The organism is Thermochromatium tepidum ATCC 43061, from assembly GCF_009664085.1.
GTDB lineage: Bacteria > Pseudomonadota > Gammaproteobacteria > Chromatiales > Chromatiaceae > Thermochromatium > Thermochromatium tepidum.
Genome location: NZ_CP039268.1, coordinates 1,083,928 through 1,109,889, shown reverse-complemented (window position 1 = coordinate 1,109,889; position 25,962 = coordinate 1,083,928). Strand labels below are relative to the sequence as shown.

Here is a 25,962-nt window from a genome sequence, read left to right as displayed (position 1 = left end):
CATCTTCACCACACCGCGAGGTTTGAACGATGTGCGATCTTCATGCACGGCAAACGGCAGTCGGCACGGTGCTGGCCCTGGGTTTGCTGACCACCGCCAGCGCGCCCGCGTTTGGCGTGAATGTGCTGGATGGGGCGAACAAGCTCGGTTTGGCGGCTGATAGTGTCGAGCTGTTGGCCGATACCGTCGCGTGTGTGATGGAGAATCCGCAGGCGCAGCAGGTTGCAAAGACGGCCGATGCAGTCGCTACGGGTGCGTCCGTGGTTGAAACCACGACGGTTGTGACTGTCATCGCCAGCGGATCGGGCGCGACGATCATGAAAACCCTGGCCGCTGCGGGCGGGCCAGTGACGATCGGCGGTGCGACGGGGCTGAGCGCCGCCAAGATCATGAACCAGACCCTGTACGCCGATTGCCAAGATCCGGTGGCCTGTGATGCCGCGCACTATGGCACTTACGTCGGTGCCGCCCTGGGGACCGGCGCTTCCGCCGCCACCGTCTTTCTGACCGGAGCCGGACCGGCTGGGTTGGCGACGATCGGCAGCGTGGTCGGTGGGGGCATGGCAGCCGGCGTGGGCGTACTGATTGCCGCGCCGGTGGTCGCGGGCGGCAGTGGTGGGCGGTGTGGTTTACTGGCTGTTTCACGATTAACTTCTGGGCATCGTCGTGCTGCCAGCGGTTGAGAGGCTGGCGTGGTCGGCAATCGTTGGGCGATGCGCACCCTTCGTTGCAGCACGGTTTTATCTGCATTGTCCGGCGTGCACCGGCGGCGGATCGTTTCTGGCTGTCAACCTCGCTCGGGGCTGGATGAATGCCGAGGAGATCGCCGCCTGTCAGCGCCGTGCGGAGGACATTGTCTTGTTTTAGCATGCTCGTCGCCGGATAGTGCTCATCGTCTCCAGGAGTCAGTTGCATCATGCCCGTCTATCTGTGCACCTGCGGCACCAGTGCCGCCAAGAAATTCTTTGGACAAACGCCCCGTTTCGATGCCGCCTGGGTGACTGAACACGGCGGGGTCGAGGCCGCGTCCAAGGTCATCTACAACACCTTCCGCACCGCCAGCATGGAGGATGAAACCGCCCTCACGCGAGACTTATCCGCCGAGATCCACTCGCTGGCCCGCATGGGTGTGAACGACAAGGACACAGTGGTGCTGTTCAGTTCCGAAACGGTCGACGGACAGGCCTGTGCCTGGGCCGTCAAGCGCTATCTGGAGCAGGCCCGTCCGGGGATCCTCTGCCGGGTCGAGGTCATTTCAGGCTTGCAGGTGACGGATGCTCAGACCTTCCGGAGTGCTGGAGTGCTCAATTTCACCAAGGCCGTGCTGCGCGAGATCGACGCCAATGGCGCCGGACAGTGCGTGCTCAACCCCACCGGTGGCTTCAAGAGTCTGGTGCCCTACACGGTGCTGATCGGGATGCTCCGGGGTGTGCAGGCGAAATACATCTTCGAGCAATCCAGCGCCCTGATTCCGCTACCGATGATGCCAGTGGAGTTTGCCCGCTCGCGGCTCGAACCACTGCGCCCGCTGCTGGAGCGCATCCAGAACGAGACGGCCATCCCGCGTGCGGAACTCGACAAGGCGCTGCCGTCGTTCGCGGAGCGCGAGATTCTGGAGTCGCTGTTCGAGGATGTCGGTCAGGGGCAGGTCAGTCTGTCGCCGGTCGGCTTCCTGATCTGGGAGGAGTTGGAGCGGCCCACGGCGCTGGTGCCCTATCTGTCGCGGCGGGCGCTCGATGATTTACTCAAGGTTCGTGGCACTGAAGGTTGCAACCCTGATGACTACATCGCGCGCGTGGCTCGCTCGCCCGAGCAACTGGCGGTCGGCAAACACGAGTCATGGAGCAACGGTTTGTTCTGGCTCAAGCGCGGCGATCATACCCGTGACCGCTATCTGGTCTCGGTCGAGGGCTGGCGACTGCTGGTATGGCGCATCGTCGATCATGTCGAATACGATGCCCTGCTGACCCTGAACCACAAGACCGATGCCGGGGCGCGCGTGGTGGCCGAGCGTCGCGCCCACTACGCCCCCTTTGTTCGTATGGAACTGTACGAAGACTGAAGCCGTCGCCGAGACACCCACACGGAGCCTTTGAGATGCGTCGATCTACCCTGGAGCTTGATCCCAGCGTTGCATTGAGTGCGTGGTCTGAAACCAAGGCGGCTGAAGCCGATCCCTGGACCCATTACACCTGCAAGCTGGTCACGCCGCTGTATGGCGGCGGGGTCCGGGCGGCGGAAGTCGATACCGCGATGCCGATCCGGGCGGCGGGCATTCGCGGCCAACTGCGCTTCTGGTGGCGGATCGTCGCCGGATCGACCGGCGTCTGGCCTGGATGCGTGAGGATAACAGTCCGACGACGCACGGCATGCATGCGGCCGAGGTCGCACAGATGCTCGACCGCGCCCAGGACCGGGGCGGGTCTGAAGCCCTGACGACGGAGCAACGCACCGCGATCCTCATGGCCTCTCGTCGCCAATCGCTGGCCACCCTGGCCGATACCTTGATTCTGGCGCGCTGGCTCTCCGCCCACACCATTGCTGATCTGGGAGTCCGTAATCAATGAAATCATCATCCAGCTTGTATGACCTTGACATCGTCGCCTGGGCCAACGAGCAGGCACAAGCACTGCGCGCCGGCCGTTTCGACCGGCTCGACCTAGAGCACCTGGCCGAGGAGATCGAGGATGTGGGCAAGAGCGAGCAACGCGAGCTGATCAGCCGCATGGCGATCCTGATCGGGCACTTGCTGAAATGGTGCTACCAGCCCGAGCGGCGCGGTGCTAGTTGGGAATCCACGATCCGCACCCAGCGCGCCGCCATCGCGCGCCGCTTGAAGCGCACGCCCAGTCTGAAACGCACCCTCTCCGATCCCGATTGGTTTGCGGATGCCTGGAGCGACGGGCGCGATCTGGCCGTGCGCGAGACGGGACTATCCGATCTGCCGCTCGATTGCCCCTGGCCGCTGGAGACCATGCTGGACTCCGATTGGCTGCCCGAAAACGCACAGGTTCGCAACGATGGCCAAATCCAAGCACAAAGGCCCGATTCGTTACGATAAGCAGCAGAAACGGGATAAGCATCAGGCAAAGGCGGGGTAGCATGAGACCAGTAAATCTGCCACGCCCGTGCAACGTCAGCCTGTCCAATCGGTGCCCCCGAGTCCAGTGGTCAGCCTGGAGCCCCTGGCCCCGCTGATCGTGCGCTCGGGACGTCCGTTCGACGATCAGGCCGGTGCCGATGCACCGCGCTTCCCGCCACCCTAGACCCTGGCCGGCTGTCTGCGCACAGCCTGGGCGCGGGTCAATCAGAAAGCGTTCGGCTCAGAGCTGGCCGAACTGGCTGTGACCGGTTCCGCCTGCTCGCCACGACCACACCCGGGGCGCTGGCCCCGTTGTGGCTGACCAGCCTCTGTGACCTGGAACAGGACCGGCGCGACGGCTTGCGTCAGGCCCATCCACGCCTGTTCGCATCGAGACCCGCTTTTGAGGGGATTAAGACTCGAGCGTCGTGCGCTGACTGGCCGAAATCACAACGGTAGGAGCGGCTTTAGCCGCGATCTTGGCGGTTGATGCGGGGATGGGCACCGCGATCGCGCCTGAAGGCGCTCCTACCCCACCCACGCATCCCGGAGGATGCGGCTTTTGGCCGCGACAAATAAATCGGCTCCGAATCGCGGCTAAAGCCACTCCCACAAATTGAAAGCCGCCCTCTACAACCCGCCTCCACACTCGGCTCGAAAATTGATCTAGATCACTTGGTGTCAACTGCGCTTAAGGCGACACTTCCATGTGCACGCCCGCGTGCGAACCTGAATTCCAACTGGCGCAAGCTTGCAGCCCCGGCGATGACCAACCAAAGCTGAGACGATGCACCCCGCGCCGGTGGCCCGTCTGAAGCCAGGGAGGTAGGTAGGCCAGGGAGGCAGGGAGGCCACGGCGCACAGCGGCCATTGGATCGAAGCCTTGAGGAGGCTGATGACATGGGTTGGAAAGAACCCGTCGAGCTGAAGTCGTTGCAGTCCATGACAGCCAGTTTCGAGATGGCAGATGGGTCGGCCCCCGACCCGAAGCCCTTGGCCACGGGGCCGACGGTCGAGTCTGTGCCGCCACTGGCGCACTTCCGCGTTCATTTCACGGCTCAGGAGTCGATCCGCTTGCCCGAGTACAGCGGCTCGGCCTGGCGGGGACTGCTCGGCTACGGACTGCGCCGCACCGCCTGTGTCACCCGTCAGCCGACCTGTACGGGCTGTCTGCTCATCCACCACTGCGTCTATTCGACCCTGTTCGAGACCCCAGACGCCCAGGGCACACCGGGCGGATCACCGCATCCCTTCATCCTCGCCATCGATCCGTGCGCCCCGCGTGTGGTGGAGCCGGACACCGCCTTTCACCTCGATCTCCAGTTGCTGGGCGCGGGCATCCAGCAGATGCCCTACCTGATCCACGCCTTCGGCCTGGCCGGGGCGCGCGGTTTCGGGCGCTCAGGCGGACGCTTCACCCTGACCGCCGTCGAGCGCGAAGGGACGCTCGGCGCAGAGGACTGGCAGACGGTCTATGACGCCACCGTCGGACGCTATGAGGCGCTGGAGACCGTCGCGCCCCTGGTGCCACCAGTCCCGGCACGCGCCCATCTACACCTGCTCACCCCCTGGCGGCTCAAGCGCGACGGGCGGCGCATCGGCGCGCGCGAGCTGACCGCGCTCGACATCGCCCATGCCCTCTATCGCCGACTGCGCACCCTGGCCGCCGCGCATGGCGGTGATCCCGACCGCTTCGATCATCGTCGGCTGCCGACCGATCCGGCTGCCCTGCGGCTGGAGGTCGATTGGCTGCGCTGGCACGACTGGACGCGCTATTCCTCGCGTCAGGAGGCGCTGATGCAGCTCGGGGGGCTGATCGGTGAAGTCAGCCTCGAAGGCCCGGCGCTTGCCGAGCTGTGGCCGGCGCTCTGGTTCGGGCAGTGGACGCATGTCGGGCAGGGTACGGCCTTCGGGTTGGGGCGCTATCGGCTTGCAAGCTTGCGCTAGACGACAGATCGGAAAACAGTTGGAGAATATGCCGCATGGAGAAACCGATGACACACGATGACCGCTTGGCCGCCTCCTGCCGGGTCGCACTCGCGGGCCTGCTGCATGATGTCGGCAAGTTCGCCGAGCGTGCGGGGCTTATGATCGACCCCGAGGCGCTGGAGACCCATCTTCAGCTCTACGCCCGCCGTCAGGAGCAAGGCGGTCGGCACTGGTACAGCCATCGCCATGCGGCCTATACCGCGCTGGCGATCGACCAACTGGAACCGCACCTGCCGGGCCTCGTCGGTCAGGACATGACGCCCTTTGCGGCCTGGAAGGATCGCGACGCCGACGACTCGCTCATCAATGCCGCCGCCTGTCACCACAAACCGACCACGTTCATGCAGTGGATCATCGCCACCGCCGACCGCGTGGCCTCGGGCTTCGAGCGCGAGACCTTCGACCGCTACAACGACAGCGAGGAGCAGACCAGTACCAAGCTCAACCACATCACGTCCCGGCAGTTGACGCTGTTTGAGCAGATCTGTCTGGATGAGACAGACACCAAGCCGGAGACACTGACCAAACGCTATCCGCTCCGGCCCTTGGCGCCCTTGACGCTGTTCCCGGTGCCGGCCAAGGAGGTCGAAACCAACCAGGTCGGCCAGGCTCAGGCCGACTATCGCCGGCTCTGGGATGGCTTTCTTGAGGCGCTGACCGCGATCCCGACCTCACACCGCGCACGGCTCGACCTGTGGCTCGACCACTTCGAGACCCTGTGGCTGACCTTCACCCACGCCATCCCCTCGGCCACCGCCTTTGGCGTCCGGCCGGAGGTCTCACTCTACGACCACTCCAAGGCCGTGGCGGCGCTGGCCGTAGCGCTGTGGCGTTACCATCACGAGCGCGGTGATGATCCCGAGGCCGTGGCTCAGGCGCAGCACGACCGCCGCGACTGGGATGAGTCGAAGTTGCTTTTGATCCAGGGCGATCTGTTCGGCATCCAGGAGTTTATCTTCGCCAGCGGCGGGGAGACCAACCGCCGCGCCGCCAAGCTGTTGCGCGGACGCTCGTTCTACGTCGGTCTCCTGACCGAATGCGCCGCCATGCGGGTGCTCGATGCGCTGGCCTTGCCCGCAACCAGCCAGATCATCAACGCCGCCGGCAAGTTCCTGATCGTGGCGCCCAACACCGCCGAGACCCTGGAGGCGCTCAAGCGCGTGCGTCGCGACATCGACGCCTGGTGTCTGGAGCACAGTCACGGACAGTTCGGGGTGGGACTGGCATGGATGGCGGCCTCGTGTAACGACTTTCTGACCTCGACTCACCCCTCTCACAACGGGAGAGGGACAGGGGTGAGGGGCTTCGACGCACTGATGAAACGGCTGTTCGCCCAGCTCGAACAGGCCAAGGCCCAACGCTTCGGGCTCTGTGGCGAGTCGGCCCCGACGGCGGCCTTTACGGGTTTCCTCGACCGCTTCGACAACACCCGTGGCGTCTGTCAGATCGACGGACGGTCGCCGGCGGTCACGCACCTCACGGAGGCCGGTCGCACCATCCAGCTCGGGCGTCTGGCCAAGGACCAGATCGACCTGGGCAACTGGCTGACCCGCCACGAACGGCTGTTGGTGAGTCGCTCCCCGATCGTCCGCGACACGCTCGCCATCGACCTGTTCGGTTATCGCATCGGCTTCACCGGCGACGAGGAGGCGAGCGGGCGTTTTGGTCCCGAGGTCTGGTGCGACAACCTGTTACGGGTCTGGGATTTCAGTCTGCCGGATGAAGACGGCACCTGCCCGCTGTGGAACGGCTACGCGCGCCGCGCGATCAACGCCTATATCCCGCGCTTTCTGGGCGATGAGGTCGGTCATCCCTGGTTCGAGGACAAATACGGTCGCGCCGATCCCGAGGAGCCGTTTGACGCCGGTCCCGGCGAACCCAAGACCTTCAACCATCTGGCCTGTGAGGATCAGCGCCTCGATGGGCGCGGGCGCTGGGTCGGCATTCGCGCCCTGACCACGCTCAAGGGCGATGTGGACAACCTGGGTGCCATTTTCCAGCGCGGACTCAAGGCCCCGACCTTCGCCAAGATGGCCGCGCTCTCGCGCCAGATGAACGCCTTCTTCGCCCTTTATCTGCCGTGGCTGTGCCGCACCCGCTACAAGAATGCCTATACCGTGTTTGCCGGCGGGGATGACTTCTTCCTGATCGGCCCCTGGAAGACGCAGATGGATCTGGCGCGTGAACTGCGTGCCGCGTTTCGGTGCTATGTCGCCGAGAACCCCGGCATCCATTTCTCGGCCGGTCTCTCGACCACCAAGCCGGGGCTCCCCGTGCGCCATCTGGCGGAACTTGGCGAACAGGCCCTGGAGGCGGCCAAGACGCACCGTCCCGCGAAAGACAGCGTGACCGGCTTTGGCCAGACCGTACCCTGGACGACCTTCGATGAACTGGACCAGGCGCGCACCGAACTGGAGGGGCTGGTGACCGAGATCGGTCTGAGCACCGGATATCTCTATGGCCTGCTGGAACTCATCGACAAGGCGGAGCGGTTCCAGAATCCCAAGACCGCACGCCCGGAGGATGCCATCTGGCACAGCCAGTTTGCCTATCGCACCTATCGGATGCTGGAGCAACGCCTGCGTGGTCGCGATCTGGAACCGGAACGTCGGCGCCTGATGCAGCGTCTGGCTCAGGTCATCGCCCAGCAGGGCATCGAGCGTTTCGGCGGTGCCTATCGCCTGGCGCTCTTTACCCATCTCTATCAGACCCGCGACTGAGAGGATTCATCCCATGGCCGAAGGACGTTCCAACTACTCCAACCCACGCGGCCCCCAGCGGGGCGGCGACAACCGCTTCCAACGGCGCGACGAACCCCCTGTGCCGGGCATCGATCTGAGCCGGGTCCGGTTTGGCGCCAACCTGGAGGCCCAGTTGTTCAACGAGGTAGCCCAGCGCTGTGCCAAGACCATCAGCGAGAGCAACCAGCGCTGCAACAAGCCGAGCCAACTGCGCCGGTTCTACGATGAGCTGTTGATGTGGGTGGCCAAGGTGGAGCAGGCCCCCGAGCGCTTTGCGGAGTACCGGCCCTTCATCCTGATGCTCAACGCCAAGGCCGCCTATGCCAAGGGGCGCGATCTGGTCGATGCCAACTTCGTGGCCCTGCTCAATCACTGTCTGCGTCAGGCCGAGGATGCCAAGACACTGGGCCAGGTGAAGCTGTTCCTGGAGGCCTTCCTGGGCTTCTACAAGGCCGAGCGCCCGCGCGAGAACTAGGGGCGCGGGTCCCTAACTATCCATTCGATCCGAGATCTGGTCGTGGAGGTGAACAAAGTGAATTGGTCTTCAGTGATTGACGATCCACTCCTGGCGGACCTGCCGTTCAAGATCGAATTGAATGAATGGGGCAAAATCGAAATGACTCCAGCCAGTAACCTGCATGGCATGTTGCAAACCGCGATTGCTTTTTTATTGAAGGAAAAGATGCCGTCGGGAAAGGCTTTTGTCGAATGCAGCATTCAAACGTCGAAAAACGTCAAGGTTGCGGATGTGGTGTGGTGTTCGACGGCCTTTTTGCAGCGACATGGAACGATCACGCCCTATCCCGCCGCGCCGGAGATCGTGGTGGAGGTCGCCTCGCCGAACAATCTCCTGGCGGAACTCGTGGATAAACGACTGCTTTATTTCGAACAGGGCGCGCAAGAGGTTTGGCTCTGCGAGGACAGCGGCGCCATGCTGTTCTACCGGCCTGACGGCAAGCTCGCGCAATCGGTGCTGTGCCCTGGTTTTCCGCAGACAGTCGATGCCTAACCCCTCGTTTATCGAATCAGGACCATTCCATGCAACTCACCCAGATCCAGAAGCTCACCGGCCAGATCGAACTCATCAGCGGACTGCACATCGGCGGCAGCAGCACCGAGATGCACATCGGCGGTACCGACAATCCGGTGGTCAAGAACCCGGTCACCAGCGAACCCTACATCCCTGGCTCCAGCCTCAAGGGCAAGATGCGTAGTCTGCTCGAATGGCGTGCCGGACTGGTCGGGATCACCGACGGCAAGCCGGTGGGGTTCCGTGATGTCGCCAAGCCCGAGCTGTCGTCCGCGCAACAGCATGCGGCCAAGGTCATCCTCAAGCTCTTCGGCGGGGCGCCCGAGGGCGATCCCGATCTAGAGCTGGTGCGCGAGATCGGCCCCACGCGGCTGGCGTTCTGGGACTGCAATCTCGATCCGGCCTGGGTCGCGGAGATGCGGGACCACAACCTGCTCCTGACCGAGCACAAGACCGAGAACATGATCGACCGCATCCGGGGCGTGGCCGAGCATCCGCGCAACACCGAGCGCGTGCCGGCAGGTGCACGCTTCAACTTTCAACTCACCCTCAGGGTGCACGACGGCGAGGATCTGCTCGATGAGCTGCTGGTGGGCCTCAAGCTCCTGGAGCTGACCGGGCTCGGCGGCTCGGGGTCGCGCGGTTACGGCAAGATCCGCTTCAAGGGCCTCACGCTGGGGCAGGACAACCTTCAAGCGCGTCTGGATCAACTGAGGCTCGACTGAGCGGGGGCCACTGGATGGAGACTCTTGCACTGCGTCTGCGCCCGCTGACCGCGTTCGGGTCGCTGCTCTTGGGTGACACGCTATTTGGGCAACTGTGCTGGGCGGCCCGGCATCGGTTCGGGGTCAAGCGCCTCACGGCGCTACTCGCCGGCTATACGGCAGGACGCCCCTTCGCGGTCGTCTCGGATGCCTTACCCGAGGGCTATCTGCCGCGTCCGGCCTTGCCGTTGTCGCTGTTTCGTGAGATCCCTGGCGCCGATCGCAAGCAGGCCAAGCGTCGGCACTGGATCCCGCTGACGGCACTGTCCGTGCCGCTGCTCGACTGGCTCGGTCAGGCCCACAGCGATGGCGAGCTGCTCGCGGCCCAGCGCTCGGAAACGGACCCGCCGCGATCGCTGTCGCTCACCCATCCCCAACCCCACAACAGCCTCAACCGGCTGACAGGCACCACGGGACGCGGTGAGTTTGCGCCCTATACCCAGATGCAGCGCTGGCACGCACCCGGGGTGGCGCTCGTCTGTCGCCTGGTCTTCGACCCCGAGCGTCTGTCTGGCGATGAGATCGCGCAACTCTTCGCCGACATCGGCACCTCGGGCTTTGGACGGGACGCGAGCATCGGACTGGGCAAGTTCGACGTCGAGACGATCCCCAACGCCCCCTGGCCGCAGCAGGACAATGCCAATGCCTGTCTGACGCTCGCCCCCTGTGCGCCCCAGGGGCTGGCGTGGGACGCCGACCGCTGCTTCTACGAGGTCTTCACCCGTTTCGGGCGTCACGGGGATCTGGCAGTGCACGAGGGCAATCCGTTCAAGACCCCGCTGTTGCTCGCGCGCGCCGGGGCGATTCTGACCCCGCGCCGGATGCCCGAGTCACCCTTCATCGGACAGGGACTCGGGGGCGACGGTTCGCTCTCCAAGGTCATCCCCGAGACCGTCCACCAGGGCTATGCCCCCTGTATTCCGATCCATCTGCCGCTGCTGGAGGTGGCCGCATGAGTCACGGATTCTCGACCTGGAACCTCGCGATCACGCCGCTCTCGCCGCTGCATATCGGCACAGGTGAGGACTATGAGCCGACCCAGTACGTCATCGACGGTACGGGACTCTACAGCTTCAGTCCCGAGGCGGCCTTGCGGGCACTGCCGGAGGCGGCCCGCGCCGACCTGTTGCGTATTCTGAACGGTCCGCCCACGGTCGAGTTGCTCAAGCAGGTGCAGGGGTTCTTTCATCGTCAGGCCGAGCGGCTGATCCCCGAGGCCGAGCATGTGATTCCGGTGCTGCCGACCATCGCCGCCGAGTACGCCGAGCGGGTGGGTAAAACCGCCCAGCGCGAGCGCGACATCATCAACCAGCTACGCATCATGCGTACCTATAGTGATGCCGCCACCCGCCGCCCGATCCTGCCCGGCTCCAGCCTCAAGGGGGCGATCCGCACCGCGCTGCTCGATCGGGTCAATGGCGGCGCGTCGCTGCCGGATGACATCAAGCGTCTGCCTGCCAACGCGCGTAATGTCCCGTTCCAGAAACGCCTGTTCGGCTATGCCAATTTCGACCAGGATCCAATGCGTCTGGTCCAACTCGGCGATGCCGCCGACGTGCGCCCGCCCGAGACGCTCGGCACCGAGATCCGTTACGCCGTCAACCGCAAGCGTCAGCCGGTCACCAAGGATGGGCGCGAGGTCGCCGCACAGGCCGAGAACCTGCGCCAGGTCGTCGAGTGCATCCCGCCCATGCGCCCACGCGCCTTTCAGGGGCGACTATCACTCCAAGAACTCGGCGGCCTGACCCGCCCCGAGCTGCCCAAGCCCGAGTTGCGCTGGACGTTCGAGGAACTGGCCGAGGCCTGCCAGGCGTTCTATCGCCCGATCCTAGAGCGCGAACTTCAGGAACTGGGATCACGCAGCTATCTGGACGCCACCTGGCATGCAGCGATCCGACAGATCCTCGACGCCCAGGAACCGGCCTTCAGCGCCCGGCGCGCCTTTTTGTTGCGGGTCGGTTTCTATAGCGGGGCCGAGTCGGTGACGCTCAACGGCGTGCGCTCGATCAAGATCAACATGGGTAAGGATCCCGCCACCGGCAAGACCCGCTACGAGGATTTGCCCGTCACCAAGACCGTGTGGCTGGCCGCCCAGGACATCCAGCAACGCCGGGATCTGATCCCTTTCGGCTGGGTACTGGTCGAGGCGGTCCTGCACGATCAGGCGTTCGCCGAGTGGCCTGTTGGCCTGACTGAGCAAGGTCTGAACGAAGCCTCTGCCGAGGCGCATTGGCGCGATGCCGTCGAGGCCCGTCGCCGCACCTTGCGCGAGCGTCTCGAGGCCGAGCGGGCGCGTGACCAGGCCCAGCGCGAGGCGGCTGAACGCCAGGCGCGCGAAGAGGCCGAGCGAGCGGCGCGGCTGGCCACGCTCTCTGAGCAGGGGCGTCAACTGGAAGCACTGCGCATGCGGCTGGAACAGGATCGGCAGGCCAATCTCCGGCAAGCCGGGGGTGAATTGGCCAATCGGCTGGTGGCCTTGTTCAAGGAGGCGGTCGAGTCCTGGCCGGCAGCGGACTGTATGGCCCTGGCCGATCTGGCCGAGGAGATCTATGGCTACATCGGCTGGCCGGCAAGCAAGAAGAAACGCGAACGTCAGGAGCAGATCCAGGCATTGCGACAGAAGGCATCGGCCTGACCCCGAAACCGCCCGCGAGGACACGACCATGCGCGCCCTGAAATTCAACGCCACCATCGACAGTCGCCGCCGGCTCCAATTGGAGCTGCCGGCCGACTCGCCGAAAGGAGAGGTAGAGGTGATCGTGCTCGTACCCGAGCGATTTGGGCCAAACGACAGCACTTCGTTGCAAGATTTCTTTCGGCAACTGGACGCTCATCCGTTGCAGCGGTGCTACACGCGCGAGGAGATCGACGCCTATCTGGCCGGGGAGCGTGCGAGTTGGGGGGAACCATGAGCCGGATCTATTGGGATAGTTGCGTCGTCATCTATCGGGTTCAGGGTGTCGCACCCTAGAGCCAGCGCATGACCACGCGACTCGATCCGCGTATCGATCAGGTGCGGATCTACATAACCCCGCTCACCCGTCTGAAATTCCGCATCTTTCCCATGCGGCACAGCGACATGCCGTTATTGGAGCGATTCGAGCAATTTTTTGCTCGCCCCGAAGTGTGCACTCTGGGCATGAGCCAATCGGTGTTCGAGCAGGCAACCGAACTGCGTGCACAACATCGGTTGTTCGACTCCCGACGCCCTGCACCTCGCCGCGGCCATCGACGCGGGTTGCGATGAGTTCTGGACCAATGATCGGCGTCTCGAACGTGCCGCCGCCGAGCGCATCGAGGTCATTGCGTTCGCCGACGAACCATCAGCAAACACAACAAGATGATGGCTATGAAAATCCATATCGCGCTGGTGTCCGCTCAGATCCTGCCCAATCTGATCCCCATCCTCATGGAGCGCCCGGATCGGGTGCTCCTGATGGTCACCCGCGAGATGGCCGAGCGTCGTCTCGACCGGCGCCTCGAAAAGCTCCTGAAGGAGCAGGGCATCGGGGTGGAACTGTGCCTGGACGTGCCCGATGCCGGACTGCGCGAGATCAAGGCGTATGCCGATACGCTGGCCGATCGGCTCATCGAGGAGCAGGCGGACGCTGAAATCGTCCTCAATGCCACCGGCGGCACCAAGCTGATGTCGTTGGGATTCGTCGAGGCGTTTCGTGGGATTGCCAGTCACATCCTTTACACCGACACGGCCCACCGGCGCATCGAATATCTGCCCAATGCGCAGGCGTCGCTGCCTGAACCCACGCCGATGGGTAACGTGCTCGATGTGCCGCTGTATCTGGCGGCCCAGGGGTTTCGGTTCCGCCGGGCGGCGTCCGATGATGTTAGCTGGCGTGAGGCCGTGAATCAGCGTAAGGCTACCTGCAAGTTTCTCGGCAAGCATATCGCCGATCCCAATCTGCAAACCTTCATCGGGGCGATGAACCGCCTGGTCGACCGGGCGCTGGAAAACATTCCCGGCACTTACGAAGAGCGGCTGGTGGCGCCCGACCAGGCCTTCGAGACCGTGCCGTTCGGGATCTGGGCCAAGGCGCTGGGCGAGCTGATGAAGGCGGGGCTGATCACCTGGCAGGACGGCTCGCCGGACGTCACCTTTACCAGCGTCGAGGCCGCGCGCTTCGTGCGCGGTGGCTGGCTGAAGGAATACGCCTGGCACACGGTCAAGGATGCCGGCGCCTTCGATACGCGACTCAGTGTCGAGGGGGTGTGGGCCGACACACAGAAGACCATCAACGAATTCGATGTTCTGGCCTGCCACATCAATCAGCTGCTGTTCATCGAATACAAGACACCGCGCATCGGTCCCAACAACGAGAACGACATCGCCTACAAGCTGAAAAGCCTGAGTCAGGATGCGAGGGGCTTGTTTGGCGATACCTGGTTGCTGTCGGCGCGTCAGCCCTCGGAGGTGCTGATCGAACGGGCCAAACAGGCTCGCTTCAGACTGATTGGCCCCGATGAGCTGGCCAATTTACGCGAGCTGGTGCTCGATTGGCTTTCGGGTCGAGACTGAGCGGGGGCTAAACGCGCCGCCTGTCCCGCAAGCTTGCAGGCAAGGCGACTGAGCGCGTTTACGCGCACCATGCGTCCGATTGAGACCGGACTGTCACAGGCATCACGCATGACCCAACCCACGCCCCGTCGTATCCTGCTCGCCGTCACCGGCCTGACCCCGCAGATCGTCACCGAGACGCTCTATGCGCTGGCCTGCCGGGATGAGGATCCCTGGATCCCGCACGCGATCCATCTGATCACCACCGCCACCGGCGCCGACAACGCCCGGCTCAATCTGCTGGCCGGCGGGCGCTGGTTCCATCGGCTGTGTGAGGACTATGGGCTCCCCCCGATCCTCTTTACGCCTGAGCAGATCCATGTCCTTCGGGACGCCGAGGGCCGCCCGCTCGACGACATCCGCACCCAGGCCGACAACACCCTGGCCGCGGACTTCATCACTGAGACCTTGCGCGCGTTGACCGCCGACCCCGACAGCGAGCTCCATGTCTCCATCGCCGGTGGGCGCAAGACCATGGGCTACTATCTCGGCTATGCGCTCTCGCTCTACGGGCGGCCCCAGGATCGGCTGTCGCATGTGCTGGTCTCCGACCCCTATGAGACCAACCGCGACTTCTACTATCCAACGCCCTATGAGCATCCGATCCACAGCAAGCGCGGCGACAAGGAGGTCACGGTCGATGCGCGCAACGCGCGTGTGGATCTGGCCGATATCCCCTTCGTGAGGCTACGCGACGGTTTGCCGGAGCGGCTGCGCACTGGGCAGGCGAGCTTCAGCCGGGTGGTGGCCACGGCCAATCGCGGACTGCAAGCGCCGCAGTTGGTGTTGGACATCGCCTGCCGTGAAGCCTGGGCCGATGATGAGGCGCTGGGACTGAGCGAGACGGAGTTTCTGATCCTGCTATGGCTGGCCGAGCGGGCCGCCCGTGGCGAGCAGGCTACCGACTGGTCGGCCCAAGCCCTGGCCGAAGAGTTCCTGGCCCTGGCCGGTCGGGTGCTCAATCCCATGAGCGCGGCCTATGAGCGCATCGAGAAGGCGATCACCGAGCGCAAGGCCATCACCATCCGTTGTGCGAAATACTTCGAGCCGCACAAGTCGCGGATCAACGGCAAGCTGGAAACGGTGCTCGGCGCACGTTCGGCCGCGCGCTATCAGATCGCCACCTCCAGGGACGGCGAGCGCGTCACCGTGTTTCTGCCGCTCAAGCCCGAGCAGATCAGGATTCAGTGTGCCTGAATGCCGGCCTCGCCGGTTCGAGAGTCGTTGAACGCCTCGCTCGGGTGTCGCCGTTCCTTCACTTAAGACCGCTCGTTTGACATCCTCCCCGACCTTCAGACCGGGTGGCGTCGAGGTCGTCACGCGCACCGGCCAGGATGGCGTACCGAGCGGCGTGCCCGATCTCTGGGCCGGAGACACCCCGTCGGCACGCGAACCCAGCCGACCGTGCAGGTTCAGGCCGCCTTACCTGAGGCCCAATCCGAGCGGATCGTTCGGATCGATGCCTGCCATGAAGGTCTGACGGCGATCGAGATGGGTGACCTTATAGATGAGCCCCATCCAGTTACCGATGACGCCCTCGGCCGTGTCGTGCCAGGTATTGTTCAGACTGGGGGCGATGAGCCGTTCCGGCAGCTCTGGTGGGGTCCGGCCCTGATCGAGCGCCTGGATGACGCGCTCGCGATGCTCATCGAGGATGGCCCGCGCCTGGAGCCCAAAGTAGTTGTCTGGGAAGGGTGGATAGTCAGGCCGCTCACCGGCGATGAAGCGCCCCACCTCACGCTTGTATTCCTTGAGCAAGGAAATGGTGTCGTATTCGGGATGCCCCTGGAACAAGACCTGCCGGAAGCCGTCTGGACTGACCGCCAGATGCACACCCGCCTCCTCGCTCTCGACAAGCACATGCAGACCGGCCCTGACGAACTGCTCATGACTGATGTCGTTGAAGCGCGAGTGTGGCACGTCGAAACAGGTATTGACGTCAGCCACCAGCGGATGGCGGCGCACCAGCACCCGATGCGGAAAGACCCCCCAGCGTTTGAACGGCTGACGCCGCCGCCGCTCGCCATAGCGAAACTGCATCACCGCATGGGTCGCGAGACACGAACAGAGCGTCGAGCAGACGTTGTCGTAGGCCCAGTCGACCACCTCGATCAGCGGCTCCCAGAACGGCTCCAGCGCCAGATCCGGTGCAGTGACATTGGCGCCGGTGATGATCAGTGCATCCAGCCCCTCAGCGCGGATCTGGTCGAAGGATTGGTAATAGCGCTCGACATGGGCGCGCGCCTCGGGACCACGCTCAAGCTCCGCGAGCGTGAAGGGATGGACATAGAACTGTGCGATCTGGTTACTCTCGCCGATCAAGCGAAAAAACTGGCGCTCGGTTGCCGCCAAGGCCGCGTCCGGCATCATATTGAGCAGACCGATATGGAGTTCGCGGATGTCCTGATGGAGCGCAAAATCGGGATCAAGAATCTGATGACCTTCCTCGCGCAGTCGGGCGAAGGTCGGGAGATCGTTGTGAGCGACGATGGGCATGGTCGATCCTCGCAATGTTCACGCGGTGCGCGCGATGGCCGACTCGACGAGCTCGAGGAAATCGGCCTCGTCACGCACCAGCGCCACATCCTTGGACGAGACCGTGTAACCGTGCGGGCGTGCGATCGCCTCGTAGCGCGGCACGCGCGAATGAAAGAGACGCGGGAAGACCCAGCGCGTGAAGTCGTCCGGATCGATCTGGGCCACATAGTCGAGCTGGCGCAGTTCTAGATAGTCCCGAACCGCGGCCTGCAAGAACTCGGGCCGGTAATAGAGTGGCTTGGGATCGGCCTGGGCACGCTCGATGAGCTTGATCTCGTCGGACTCGGGGACGCGGATATAGAGGATCAGACTGTGTCGGGCAAGCAGGTCGATGACGCGCGGCTCGTCGAGTTCACACAGACTGCCGCCGACATCATTGACCAGATGGGCATAGTTGTAGATCTCCTGCGCCTTGCGCACGAACTCGGGCAGATCGAGCATGGCCGCGATCTCGGCCTCACGATAGAGCGCCTGGCGGCGGCTGAACTCATTGAGCGGCAACCCACCCAGCTCGGGGTTGCCGAGCTTGCCGATGAAGCTCAGTACCGGGCCCAAATCATTGATCTTGATCACATTGCGAATGGTGATCCAATCGCGCCGCAGCAGATCGCGTAGAAAGGGATCACGCATGGCGTATGACTTGATCAGATCCAGGATCGGCTCATCGAGATAACGGGTGCCGATGCGATAATCACCCGAGTAATGGAACCAGTCGTGACGACGCAGCAGCGCCGCGAGATGGGTCTTGCCGACCCCGGACATACCAAGCAGGGTCACGCATTTGTGCTTCCAGGCACGGAAGCCCTCGACCGTGAATTTCAATGGCTCTACTCCGAATAGATGGATGTGGATGTGCTTCGATCGGGCGCCTCACTCGCGTGCAGCCAGCGCCTCCCAACGTGCATAGGCCGCTTCCAGCTCGGCGTCCACGGCCCCCAGACGCGCCTTGACGGTGACGACCTCGGTGCCGTCGCCCTGATAGAGCCTGGGATCGGCCAGACGCGCGTGCAGCGCCGTCTGTTCCTGCTCCAGCGACTCGATACGCCCTGGTAGCTCGGCCAGCTCACGCGCCTCCTTGAAGCTGAGCTTGTTGGTGGCGCGCTTGGGGTTGGACCTGGGCTTGGACCTCTGAGTCGCGGGCGCGCTCACTTCGGGTACAGAGACCGGTGTGACCGGAGGCGGACGCTGCCTGAGCCAGTCCTCATAGCCGCCGACAGACTCGCGCACGACCCCATCGCCCTCGAACGCCAGGATACTGGTGACGACATGGTCGAGCAGGGCACGGTCATGGCTGATCAACAGCAATGTCCCCGAGTAGTTCAGCAGCCGCTCTTCCAAGAGTTCGAGCGTCTCGGTGTCGAGATCATTGGTCGGCTCGTCGAGTACCAGCAGATTGGCCGGACGCGTAAAGAGCTTGGCCAGCAGCAGACGGTTGCGCTCGCCGCCCGAGAGCGCCTTGACCGGCTGGTTGGCGCGTTCCGGGGAGAACAGGAAGTCCTTGAGATAGGACAGGACGTGGCGCCGGGTCCCCGCCACCTCGACCTGATCGCTGCCACCGGCGACGGTGTCGCGCACGCTCTTCTCCGGGTCGAGCTGGGCGCGTCTCTGGTCGAAATAGACGATCTGTAGATTGGAGCCGCGCCGGATGCGGCCTTGTTGCGGCTCCAGCTCACCGAGCAGAAGCTTGAGCAGCGTACTCTTACCCACGCCATTGGGTCCGATGATGCCGACCTTGTCGCCGCGCCAGATGAGGGTCGAGAAGTCGCGGATGATGATCTTGTCGCCCCAGCGATGGGTCACACCCTCGGCCTCGACCACCAGCTTGCCTGAGCGCTCAGCTTCGCTCAGCTGGAGGCGCGCCGCACCCTGGAGCGCGCGCCGGGCCCGGCGTTCGGCGCGCATGGCTTCGAGCGCGCGCACCCGGCCCTCGTTGCGGGTGCGCCGCGCCTTGATGCCCTGCCGGATCCAGACCTCCTCCTCGGCGAGCCTGCGGTCGAAGTGCGCATTGGCCTGCGCCTCGGCGTGTAACCGCTCCTCGCGCCGACGCAGATAGTTGGCGTAATCACCCGGCCAGTCGGTGAGACGACCGCGATCGAGCTCCAGGATCCGGGTGGCGACCCGCTGCAAAAAACGCCTGTCATGGGTGATGAACAAGAGCGCCCCCCGAAAGCCGACCAGAAACTCTTCTAGCCAGGTGATGCTGTCGATGTCGAGATGGTTGGTCGGCTCGTCGAGTAACAGCAGATCCGGCTCCACCACCAGGGCACGCGCCAGCATCACCCGCCGCTGCATCCCGCCCGAGAGCGAATCAAACCGCGCCTCGGCGTCCAGCCCGAGCCGCGCGATGACACGCTCGGCGCGTTGTTCGATCTCCCATCCGCCTTGTTCTTCCAGTCGATGCTGGAGCTCGGCCAGTCGGGCAAGCTCAGGTCCGCTCGCATCCGGCCCCAGCGCGTGCGAGCGGTCGAAATACGCGCGCACCAGTGCCCCCAGCTCACCGAGTCCCGAGACGACCACCTCGAAGACGCTGGCAGCAGAGCCAGCCGGCAGATCCTGGGCGAGATACCCGATGCGCAGACCCTGGCTCAGGTGGATGCGACCGCTATCGGGCTGGAGCTCACCGGCGATGATCCTCAGCAGCGTCGATTTGCCCGCCCCGTTGCGCCCGATCAGACAGATCCGTTCGCCACGCTCGATGGCGAAGGAGACCCCCTCGAGCAGCGGCGGCAGGCCGTAGGAGAGACCGATCGAATCGAGACTGAGCAGGGTCATGCGTTTGCCATGGAATCACGAAGGATGAATGTTGTCGGAGCACACGGCGAAGCCCCTAGCACCACCGCAACCACCAAATTGCACTTTGTCAATGACACGCCAAGCCCGCTCGCCTCACCGACGTTCGAGTAATATTTTAACTTTGATCACTCCAACCGCGTCGATACAAGCTGAACCCAACGCGCACGGAGACGGATCCCAGGCACTGAGCCGCGCCGCGCTTCTGCGGATGCGGACTGATTTAGGAGTCGATCCCGACCGATGACGAAAACAGTCTCTCTCCGCGAGGCCTGGTCTGGCGAGGCCAACTGCCTCAGCTGTGCGCTACGGACCTCGGTGCTCTTTTCCGGCCTGAGCGAGGCAGATTTCGAGCGCATTCACGAACCGATCGACCAGTTCAGGCTCAAGCCCGGCGCGCATCTCTATCTGGCCGGCGATACGGGTGAGTATCTGTTCACCGTGCGCTCGGGGATGTTGAAACTGGTTCAATATCTGCCCGACGGCAGCCAGCGCATCGTGCGCATCGCCCGATCCACCGATGTGCTGGGTCTGGAGTCGCTCCTCGACGACCGCTATCAGCACGACGCCATCGCCCTGCATGCCACCGAGGTCTGTCGCTATCCGGCGCGACTGGTACGCGAACTCGGACGCGCCAACCCAGGCCTGCATCGCGAGCTCATGGCCCGCTGGCAACGTGCCCTGACCGAGGCCGACGCCTGGCTGACCGAACTCTCGACCGGCTCGGCACGCCAGCGTGTAGCACGGCTATTGCTGCGCCTGGTGCGCGACCGCGAGACCAGCGAATGCCCGTTGTTCAGCCGCGAGGACATGGGGGCCATGCTCGGCGTGACCACAGAGACGGCCAGCCGCACCATCGCCGAGTTCAAGCGGCAGGGCCTTCTGGTCGAAACCGCGCCCAATCTCTTTTTGCTCGACATCCCCAATCTGCGACGGCTGGCAGATAATTGAAAGGCCGACCATCGACCGCCGCGCGGACGAGTCGCTGAACTTGATCCTTTTCAATGCCCTTCATCCAGTCCAGCGGCTAATTAGTGAAACTGCATCGTCCCCGGCCGGGGTCTCAACGACCGATGAAAACATCACTCGCATTCGCCGAATATCCCATCTATTCATTGGAGATTGCGCGCGAGGAGACGCCCTTCCATTCGGTTGAGGCGATCTGCGGCTATTTCCGCGCCTGCATCGAGTCGCATCGCAGCGCGGTCTTCATTGCCGAGTTCGATCACTATGCCCATACCCGCTCGCTGCCCGAGGGCCACATCGGCGAGGGTATCCGCGCGGCCCGGAACCTGGTGTTCTGTTTTGGCATCTCGCTACCCAGACCCGAGTTGCTTGCCTGTCGTCCGCGCTCGATCGGGATCGCCGAGACCGAGCAGGGCTTTCTGATCACCTTCATGGAGACGCCCATGCCGGTGGCCAATGCGGTCATGGAGGACTGGGCCATGGGGCTCCACAAACACCGTACCGAGACCGCCGGGCAGCCCGACTAAGACCGCCTATACGCCTTTCAACAATCCACTGACCTTCGGAACACCCACGCCATGCGCATCGCCGTCACCAGTCAAAACTTCCGCACCATCACCGGACATGCCGGCAAGGCCAGACGCTTTCTCATCCTGGAGGCCGACGGAAAGGGCGAGCCGGTCGAGATCGAGCGTCTGGATCTGCCTGCCGGACTCTCGCTGCATGATCATCACGGCGACGATCATCCGCTGTTTACGCGCGGAATCGATGCCATCCTGACCCAGAGCGCGGGGCATGGATTCCGCGCCCGGATGTCCCGTCACGGGATCGCGGTCTATGCCACCAGTGCGACCGACCCGCGCGCCGCAGCCGCCGATCTTGCCGCCGGTCGCCCCCTACCGGAACCGGCTCCCCATGACGACGATCATGGCCACAGGCATGGCCAGTCCGCCGGAAACGAGGTTTGACCTCAAAAGACCACGCCCCAACATAGACCCGCCTCCGTTCCATCAGTGGACCCCTTTCCTACCCAAACAGGAACACACTCGACGTCCTGCTTCAGCGCGTCCAGTTTCACTGCACCCTTGCGGCTGCGGCGAGCGCCGCCCTCCCGGTAGGCATTCATCAGGTGGAAACTCGGCGACCGTGTGGCGGCTGGTCATCGGGCGTGAACGCTTCAAAACATGAACGAAAGCTGAATCAGGTTATTCCCGAGAAGCCCAATCCGGTATAGTCTCCCGTCATGGCGCGGCTCTGTCGGAGTCGCGTCGATGTAGCCAACCTTCCGCGACATCCAGTGCTGGATTTCAGGAGACTCGCTCATGCTCGACGGTACCATGGTCGAACTCTCGCGATGGCAGTTCGCCATCACGGCGATGTATCACTTCCTCTTCGTTCCACTGACGCTCGGACTCTCCTGGATCCTGGTGATCATGGAGAGCGTCTATGTCATGACCGGTCGCGAGATCTACCGGGATATGACCAAGTTCTGGGGCAAGCTGTTCGGCATCAACTTTGCCCTGGGTGTCACCACCGGCCTGACCATGGAGTTCCAGTTCGGGACCAACTGGGCCTATTACAGCCACTATGTCGGTGACATCTTCGGCGCACCGCTCGCCATCGAGGGCCTGATGGCCTTTTTCCTAGAGTCGACCTTCATTGGCCTGTTCTTCCTCGGCTGGGAGCGGCTCTCCAAGCGCCAGCATCTGGTCGTCACCTTCCTGACCGCGCTCGGCTCCAACCTCTCGGCGCTCTGGATCCTGGTCGCCAACGGCTGGATGCAGAATCCAGTCGGCGCCGAGTTCAGCTACGAGACCATGCGCATGGAGATGACCAGCTTCAGCGAGCTGCTGTTTAACCCGGTCGCCCAGGTCAAGTTCGTGCATACGGTCGCCGCGGGCTATGTGACCGCCTCCATGTTCGTGCTCGGTATCAGTTCCTGGTACATCCTCAAGGGGCGCGACCTGGCCTTCGCCAAGCGTTCGTTCTCGGTGGCGGTGGGCTTTGGCCTGGCCTCTATCCTCTCGGTCATCCTGCTTGGCGACGAGTCCGGCTATGAGGTCGGCGATGTGCAGAAGGTGAAGCTCGCCGCGATCGAGGCCGAATGGCACACCCAGCCACCCCCGGCCAGTTTTACGGTCTATGGCCACCCCAGCAACGAGGCGCAGGAGACCCATGACGCCATCCGGATCCCCTGGCTTTTGGGGCTGATCGCCACCCGGTCCTTCGACCAGGAGGTCAAGGGCCTCAATGACCTGATGCGCGAGCACGAGGTGCGCATTCGCAGCGGTATGATCGCCTATGCGTATCTGGAGCGGCTGCGCAGCGGCGAGGACACCCCTGAAAACCGCGCCGTCTTCGAGCAACACAAGAAGGACCTCGGTTACGGTCTGTTGCTCAAGCGCTATACCGAGAATCCGGCCACGGCCAGCGAGGAGCAGATCCAACTGGCCGTCAAGGATTCCATCCCCGAGGTCGCGCCGTTGTTCTGGACCTTCCGCATCATGGTCGGGGCTGGTGTCTGGATGCTCTTGCTCTTGGCACTGGGTTTTTATTTCAACGCCAAGCGCGTCATCGAAAAGCAACGTTGGTTGTTGCGCCTCTTCCTCTATAGCATCCCGGTGCCCTGGATCGCCGCCGAGACCGGTTGGTTCGTCGCCGAGTTCGGACGTCAGCCCTGGGCCATCGGCGAGGTACTACCGACATCGATTGCTGCATCCAGCCTGACAGCAAACGATCTGGTCATCAGTCTCTCGGGATTCATCCTCTTCTATACCCTGTTGTTCCTGATCGAGATCTATCTGATGTTCAAGTTCGCGCGTCTGGGTCCGAGCTCACTGCATACCGGGCACTATCATCACGAGCGCAGCGCCGGTCCAGCGGGCGGCATGGCCCCGGCGCTGGCCCCGCACAAACCGCTCGACTAGGCTGGAGACCGAATCATGATCCTCGACTATGAAACCCTGAAGTTCATCTGGTGGGTGCTCGTGGGTGTGCTCTTCATCGGCTTTGCCGTCACCGATGGGCTGGACATGGGCGTGGGGGCCCTGCTGCCCTTCTTGGGCAAGACCGACGAGGAGCGCCGCGTCATCATCAACACCATAGGTCCCCACTGGGACGGCAATCAGGTGTGGCTGATCACGGCCGGCGGGGCCATCTTCGCTGCCTGGCCGCTGGTCTATGCCGCGGCCTTCTCCGGCTTTTATTTTGCGATGCTGCTTGCCTTGTTTGCGCTCTTCTTCCGCCCGGTCGGCTTCGACTATCGGAGCAAGATCGCTGATCCGCGCTGGCGCAACGCCTGGGACTGGGGCCTGTTCGTCGGCGGCGCGGTACCGGCGCTGGTGTTCGGCATCGCCTTCGGCAATCTGCTCCAGGGCGTGCCCTTCCATCTCGACGACCTGCTGCGCCCCTATTACAGCGGCAGCTTTTTCGGACTGCTCAACCCCTTTGCGCTGTTGGCCGGGTTGATCAGCCTCGGGATGCTGGTCACGCATGGGGCGATCTGGCTCCAGTTGCGCACGGAGGAGCCGATCGCAGGCCGGGCCAAGGGCGTGGCCAAGAAGGTAGGTCTGGCCACCATCGTCGCCTTTGCGCTGGCCGGTGTCTGGCTGACGATCGGGGTGGATGGCTACAAGGTCGTCTCGATGCCGGCACTGGATGCCACGCCCAATCCGCTGACCAAGGAGGTCGTGCGCGAGGGCTTCGCCTGGTTGGCCAACTACTCGGCCTACCCCTGGACGCTGCTGTTCCCGTTACTGGGTTTTGCAGGGATGGGGCTGGCGGTGCTGGCCTCGATGTCCGACCGGCCCGGCTGGGGTCTGGTCGCCAGCAGCCTGGGGCTGACCGGGATCATCGTCACCGCTGGCGCGTCCATGTTCCCCTTCATCATGCCGTCGAGTACCAACCCCAACAGCAGTCTGATGGTCTGGGACGCGGTCTCAAGCCATCTGACCCTGACGGTGATGTTCTGGGCCGCGGTGATCTTCGTGCCGCTGATCCTGGCCTATACCACCTGGACCTATGCCAAGATGTGGCGGCGGGTGACGGTCGAGGAGATCCGCGCGCAGGATCATCTCGCCTATTGAGCGCCCTTTCCTGTCGCCGAACCCCAACGATGTTCCGGCGACAGGTTCAAGTCATCCGTTGATTCATCGAGGAACAAGCCATGTGGTACTTCTCCTGGATACTCGGCGTCCTCCTGGCGCTGGCCTTCGGCGTCATCAATGTACTCTGGTATGAGTCTGATCAGTGTCAGGGCACGGCTGACGACGAGCGATCCCGCTGAACCTCGGACACACCCACGAAAAACGCGGCCCAGGCCGCGTTTTTGGTATCCGTCACCCCTGGGTGATCGGTATGATGACGATATCAACCCGTCGGTTGAGTCGCCGCCCCTGCTCTGTGGCGTTGCTGGCGATGGGCTGATTCATGCCGTAGCCGGACAAATAGATGCGCTGCGGTAGCACGCCACTACGCTCAAGATAGTATCCGACCGAGGCGGCGCGCCGCTCAGAGAGCGTCTGATTGTAGGCCGCCGATCCCGTACTGTCGGTATGACCCGAGACGGCGAGCTGGGTCTTGCCGTACTTGCGCACGATGGCCGAGATCTTGTCGAGCGTGCTGTAGAAACTCGGCTGGATGCGGTCGGAGTCGACCTCGAAGGCGGTCGCGCTGGTCATACCGACTAGGAGCTGATTGTCGGGCAACTTCTGGACCCGGATGACGCCGCCGGCGATCTCGGGTGCAAGCTGTCGCTCGAAGTCGCGCTTCTGCTCCTCCATGTAGGAACCGACCATGGTCCCGACCAGGGCACCGCCCACGGCACCGATCAGTGCCCCCTTGCCTGCGTCGCCGCTCAGCGAGCCGATGAGTGCACCGGTCGCCGCGCCCGCCGTGGTGCCAATAGCGGCGCTGCGCCCGGTCTCGGTCAGACCCGAGCCATCGGCGGCACAGCCACTGACGAGTGCGGCAGCCACGCCGGAGAGAACTAGTGTCCTGGTATTCAGTCGAGTCATGCGGTTGCCCCTGTCCGTCAAAGTTCCACCAGATCGGCGATGGATTTATAAAAGAACTCCAGCCAATCGTCGCGGTTGGCGAAGTCCATGATCGCAGGACGCTGCCCGAGCGTGTCGCGCACGCAGGTAAAGACAGGCGAGCCGTCGCGCTTGAGTGTCACCTCGAAGGTGAGCGAACCATTGGGCACGGCCAGCTTCAGCCCATGTGGGGCGGACTCCGGACCGATCCACTGGATTAACAATCCGGAAACGCGATCATCGCGACGGTCATAGTCGCCGGGCCAAATACGGCTGAGTACCGAGACGCGCACGAACTCACCTGCGACATCCCGAAAGGCCTGAACCAGGGGCGCGGCCAGCTCCGCACAGGAGGCTTGGATCTCATGCCGCTCAATGACCTTGTCCTCGGCGCTTAGGGTGCTGTCCTGAGCAATCTGGCGCAGTTTTTGGATTGTTTGATTCATACCCTGATCA

Annotated in this window: 26 protein-coding genes and 4 pseudogenes; 23 read left to right on the top strand and 7 right to left on the bottom strand. The window is 63.6% G+C overall.

Going from position 1 to position 25,962, the window contains the following annotated elements; genetic code table 11:
- The first annotated feature begins 29 nt into the window (after positions 1–29).
- The 17 genes and pseudogenes from E6P07_RS05145 (at position 30) to csm6 (ending at position 15,376) form a co-directional block, all read left to right on the top strand.
- Positions 30–683, top strand: coding sequence for a hypothetical protein (locus E6P07_RS05145; protein ID WP_153974624.1), 654 nt, complete (start codon positions 30–32; stop codon positions 681–683).
- Positions 684–916: 233 nt separating this feature from the next.
- The gene (locus E6P07_RS05140) at positions 917–2,062 is read left to right on the top strand and encodes a putative CRISPR-associated protein (protein WP_153974623.1); all 1,146 of its coding nucleotides are present in this window, start codon (positions 917–919) and stop codon (positions 2,060–2,062) included.
- A gap of 35 nt (positions 2,063–2,097) precedes the next feature.
- Positions 2,098–2,262 (top strand): annotated as a pseudogene (locus E6P07_RS05135) (type III-B CRISPR module RAMP protein Cmr1); the annotation flags it as partial.
- 35 nt (positions 2,263–2,297) lie between these two features.
- The gene (locus E6P07_RS05130) at positions 2,298–2,567 is read left to right on the top strand and encodes a hypothetical protein (protein ID WP_211363195.1); all 270 of its coding nucleotides are present in this window, start codon (positions 2,298–2,300) and stop codon (positions 2,565–2,567) included.
- Positions 2,564–3,061: a DUF29 domain-containing protein gene (locus tag E6P07_RS05125; protein WP_153974622.1), complete on the top strand. Its 498-nt coding sequence runs from the start codon at positions 2,564–2,566 to the stop codon at positions 3,059–3,061. Before E6P07_RS05130 ends, E6P07_RS05125 begins: the two co-directional genes overlap by 4 nt.
- A gap of 67 nt (positions 3,062–3,128) precedes the next feature.
- Positions 3,129–3,266, top strand: coding sequence for a type III-B CRISPR module-associated Cmr3 family protein (locus E6P07_RS05120; RefSeq protein ID WP_162008607.1), 138 nt, complete (start codon positions 3,129–3,131; stop codon positions 3,264–3,266).
- Positions 3,267–3,982: 716 nt separating this feature from the next.
- Positions 3,983–5,029: a CRISPR system precrRNA processing endoribonuclease RAMP protein Cas6 gene (gene cas6 / locus E6P07_RS05115; protein ID WP_153974621.1), complete on the top strand. Its 1,047-nt coding sequence runs from the start codon at positions 3,983–3,985 to the stop codon at positions 5,027–5,029.
- A gap of 47 nt (positions 5,030–5,076) precedes the next feature.
- Positions 5,077–7,791 (top strand): type III-A CRISPR-associated protein Cas10/Csm1, encoded by a 2,715-nt coding sequence (cas10, locus tag E6P07_RS05110; RefSeq protein WP_246172938.1) that lies wholly within the window; start codon positions 5,077–5,079, stop codon positions 7,789–7,791.
- Positions 7,792–7,804: 13 nt separating this feature from the next.
- The gene (gene csm2, locus E6P07_RS05105) at positions 7,805–8,287 is read left to right on the top strand and encodes a type III-A CRISPR-associated protein Csm2 (protein ID WP_211363166.1); all 483 of its coding nucleotides are present in this window, start codon (positions 7,805–7,807) and stop codon (positions 8,285–8,287) included.
- Between the two features lie 42 nt (positions 8,288–8,329).
- The gene (locus tag E6P07_RS05100; RefSeq protein ID WP_246172937.1) at positions 8,330–8,821 is read left to right on the top strand and encodes a Uma2 family endonuclease; all 492 of its coding nucleotides are present in this window, start codon (positions 8,330–8,332) and stop codon (positions 8,819–8,821) included.
- Between the two features lie 29 nt (positions 8,822–8,850).
- Complete coding sequence (gene csm3, locus E6P07_RS05095; protein WP_153974619.1) at positions 8,851–9,567, top strand: type III-A CRISPR-associated RAMP protein Csm3; 717 nt, start codon at positions 8,851–8,853, stop codon at positions 9,565–9,567.
- Between the two features lie 14 nt (positions 9,568–9,581).
- On the top strand, positions 9,582–10,562 hold the full coding sequence (gene csm4 / locus E6P07_RS05090) for a type III-A CRISPR-associated RAMP protein Csm4 (RefSeq protein ID WP_153974618.1): 981 nt from the start codon (positions 9,582–9,584) through the stop codon (positions 10,560–10,562).
- Positions 10,559–12,241: an RAMP superfamily CRISPR-associated protein gene (locus E6P07_RS05085; protein WP_153974617.1), complete on the top strand. Its 1,683-nt coding sequence runs from the start codon at positions 10,559–10,561 to the stop codon at positions 12,239–12,241. Before csm4 ends, E6P07_RS05085 begins: the two co-directional genes overlap by 4 nt.
- Before the next feature lie 28 nt (positions 12,242–12,269).
- A complete protein-coding gene (locus tag E6P07_RS05080) occupies positions 12,270–12,518 on the top strand; it encodes a hypothetical protein (RefSeq protein ID WP_153974616.1) in 249 nt (82 codons plus the stop codon).
- A gap of 68 nt (positions 12,519–12,586) precedes the next feature.
- Positions 12,587–12,853: a hypothetical protein gene (locus E6P07_RS13625; protein ID WP_170286768.1), complete on the top strand. Its 267-nt coding sequence runs from the start codon at positions 12,587–12,589 to the stop codon at positions 12,851–12,853.
- A 102-nt stretch (positions 12,854–12,955) separates the two neighbouring features.
- Positions 12,956–14,140, top strand: a complete 1,185-nt coding sequence (locus E6P07_RS05070; protein WP_162008606.1) for a Card1-like endonuclease domain-containing protein — start codon at positions 12,956–12,958, stop codon at positions 14,138–14,140.
- 108 nt (positions 14,141–14,248) lie between these two features.
- Positions 14,249–15,376: a CRISPR-associated ring nuclease Csm6 gene (csm6, locus tag E6P07_RS05065; protein ID WP_153974613.1), complete on the top strand. Its 1,128-nt coding sequence runs from the start codon at positions 14,249–14,251 to the stop codon at positions 15,374–15,376.
- Between the two features lie 225 nt (positions 15,377–15,601).
- Here the strand turns inward: csm6 and metA are convergent, their stop codons facing one another.
- The 5 genes and pseudogenes from metA to E6P07_RS14165 form a co-directional block, all read right to left on the bottom strand.
- Positions 15,602–16,675: a homoserine O-succinyltransferase MetA gene (gene metA, locus E6P07_RS05060; protein ID WP_153974612.1), complete on the bottom strand. Its 1,074-nt coding sequence runs from the start codon at positions 16,673–16,675 to the stop codon at positions 15,602–15,604.
- A gap of 18 nt (positions 16,676–16,693) precedes the next feature.
- Positions 16,694–17,539: an ATPase gene (locus E6P07_RS05055; RefSeq protein ID WP_153974611.1), complete on the bottom strand. Its 846-nt coding sequence runs from the start codon at positions 17,537–17,539 to the stop codon at positions 16,694–16,696.
- 48 nt (positions 17,540–17,587) lie between these two features.
- Positions 17,588–17,794, bottom strand: a pseudogene (locus E6P07_RS14175) (ABC transporter ATP-binding protein); the annotation flags it as partial.
- A 348-nt stretch (positions 17,795–18,142) separates the two neighbouring features.
- Positions 18,143–18,454 (bottom strand): annotated as a pseudogene (locus E6P07_RS14170) (ATP-binding cassette domain-containing protein); the annotation flags it as partial.
- 213 nt (positions 18,455–18,667) lie between these two features.
- A pseudogene (locus E6P07_RS14165) lies at positions 18,668–19,489 on the bottom strand (ABC-F family ATP-binding cassette domain-containing protein); the annotation flags it as partial.
- 261 nt (positions 19,490–19,750) lie between these two features.
- Here E6P07_RS14165 and E6P07_RS05045 point away from each other — a divergent pair.
- The 6 genes from E6P07_RS05045 to cydX all read left to right on the top strand — a co-directional run bounded on the left by E6P07_RS05045 (position 19,751) and on the right by cydX (position 24,758).
- Positions 19,751–20,458, top strand: coding sequence for a Crp/Fnr family transcriptional regulator (locus E6P07_RS05045; protein WP_153974609.1), 708 nt, complete (start codon positions 19,751–19,753; stop codon positions 20,456–20,458).
- A 122-nt stretch (positions 20,459–20,580) separates the two neighbouring features.
- Positions 20,581–21,000 carry a DUF6858 family protein gene (locus tag E6P07_RS05040; protein ID WP_153974608.1) on the top strand — a complete coding sequence of 140 codons (420 nt, stop codon included), beginning with the start codon at positions 20,581–20,583 and terminating at the stop codon, positions 20,998–21,000.
- Positions 21,001–21,051: 51 nt separating this feature from the next.
- The gene (locus tag E6P07_RS05035; protein ID WP_153974607.1) at positions 21,052–21,441 is read left to right on the top strand and encodes a NifB/NifX family molybdenum-iron cluster-binding protein; all 390 of its coding nucleotides are present in this window, start codon (positions 21,052–21,054) and stop codon (positions 21,439–21,441) included.
- Between the two features lie 354 nt (positions 21,442–21,795).
- Complete coding sequence (locus E6P07_RS05030; protein WP_153974606.1) at positions 21,796–23,400, top strand: cytochrome ubiquinol oxidase subunit I; 1,605 nt, start codon at positions 21,796–21,798, stop codon at positions 23,398–23,400.
- A gap of 15 nt (positions 23,401–23,415) precedes the next feature.
- Positions 23,416–24,558, top strand: coding sequence for a cytochrome d ubiquinol oxidase subunit II (gene cydB / locus E6P07_RS05025; RefSeq protein WP_153974605.1), 1,143 nt, complete (start codon positions 23,416–23,418; stop codon positions 24,556–24,558).
- An 80-nt stretch (positions 24,559–24,638) separates the two neighbouring features.
- Complete coding sequence (gene cydX, locus E6P07_RS05020) at positions 24,639–24,758, top strand: cytochrome bd-I oxidase subunit CydX (protein WP_153974604.1); 120 nt, start codon at positions 24,639–24,641, stop codon at positions 24,756–24,758.
- A gap of 52 nt (positions 24,759–24,810) precedes the next feature.
- On the opposite strand, the gene E6P07_RS05015 is transcribed toward cydX, so the two are convergent.
- Both E6P07_RS05015 and E6P07_RS05010 read right to left on the bottom strand, forming a co-directional pair.
- Positions 24,811–25,488 carry a YiaD family glycine zipper/OmpA-like lipoprotein gene (locus E6P07_RS05015; RefSeq protein WP_153974603.1) on the bottom strand — a complete coding sequence of 226 codons (678 nt, stop codon included), beginning with the start codon at positions 25,486–25,488 and terminating at the stop codon, positions 24,811–24,813.
- A 17-nt stretch (positions 25,489–25,505) separates the two neighbouring features.
- Entirely contained in the window at positions 25,506–25,952 is a 447-nt protein-coding gene (locus E6P07_RS05010) for a hypothetical protein (RefSeq protein ID WP_153974602.1), read from the bottom strand.
- Positions 25,953–25,962: the final 10 nt, after the last annotated feature.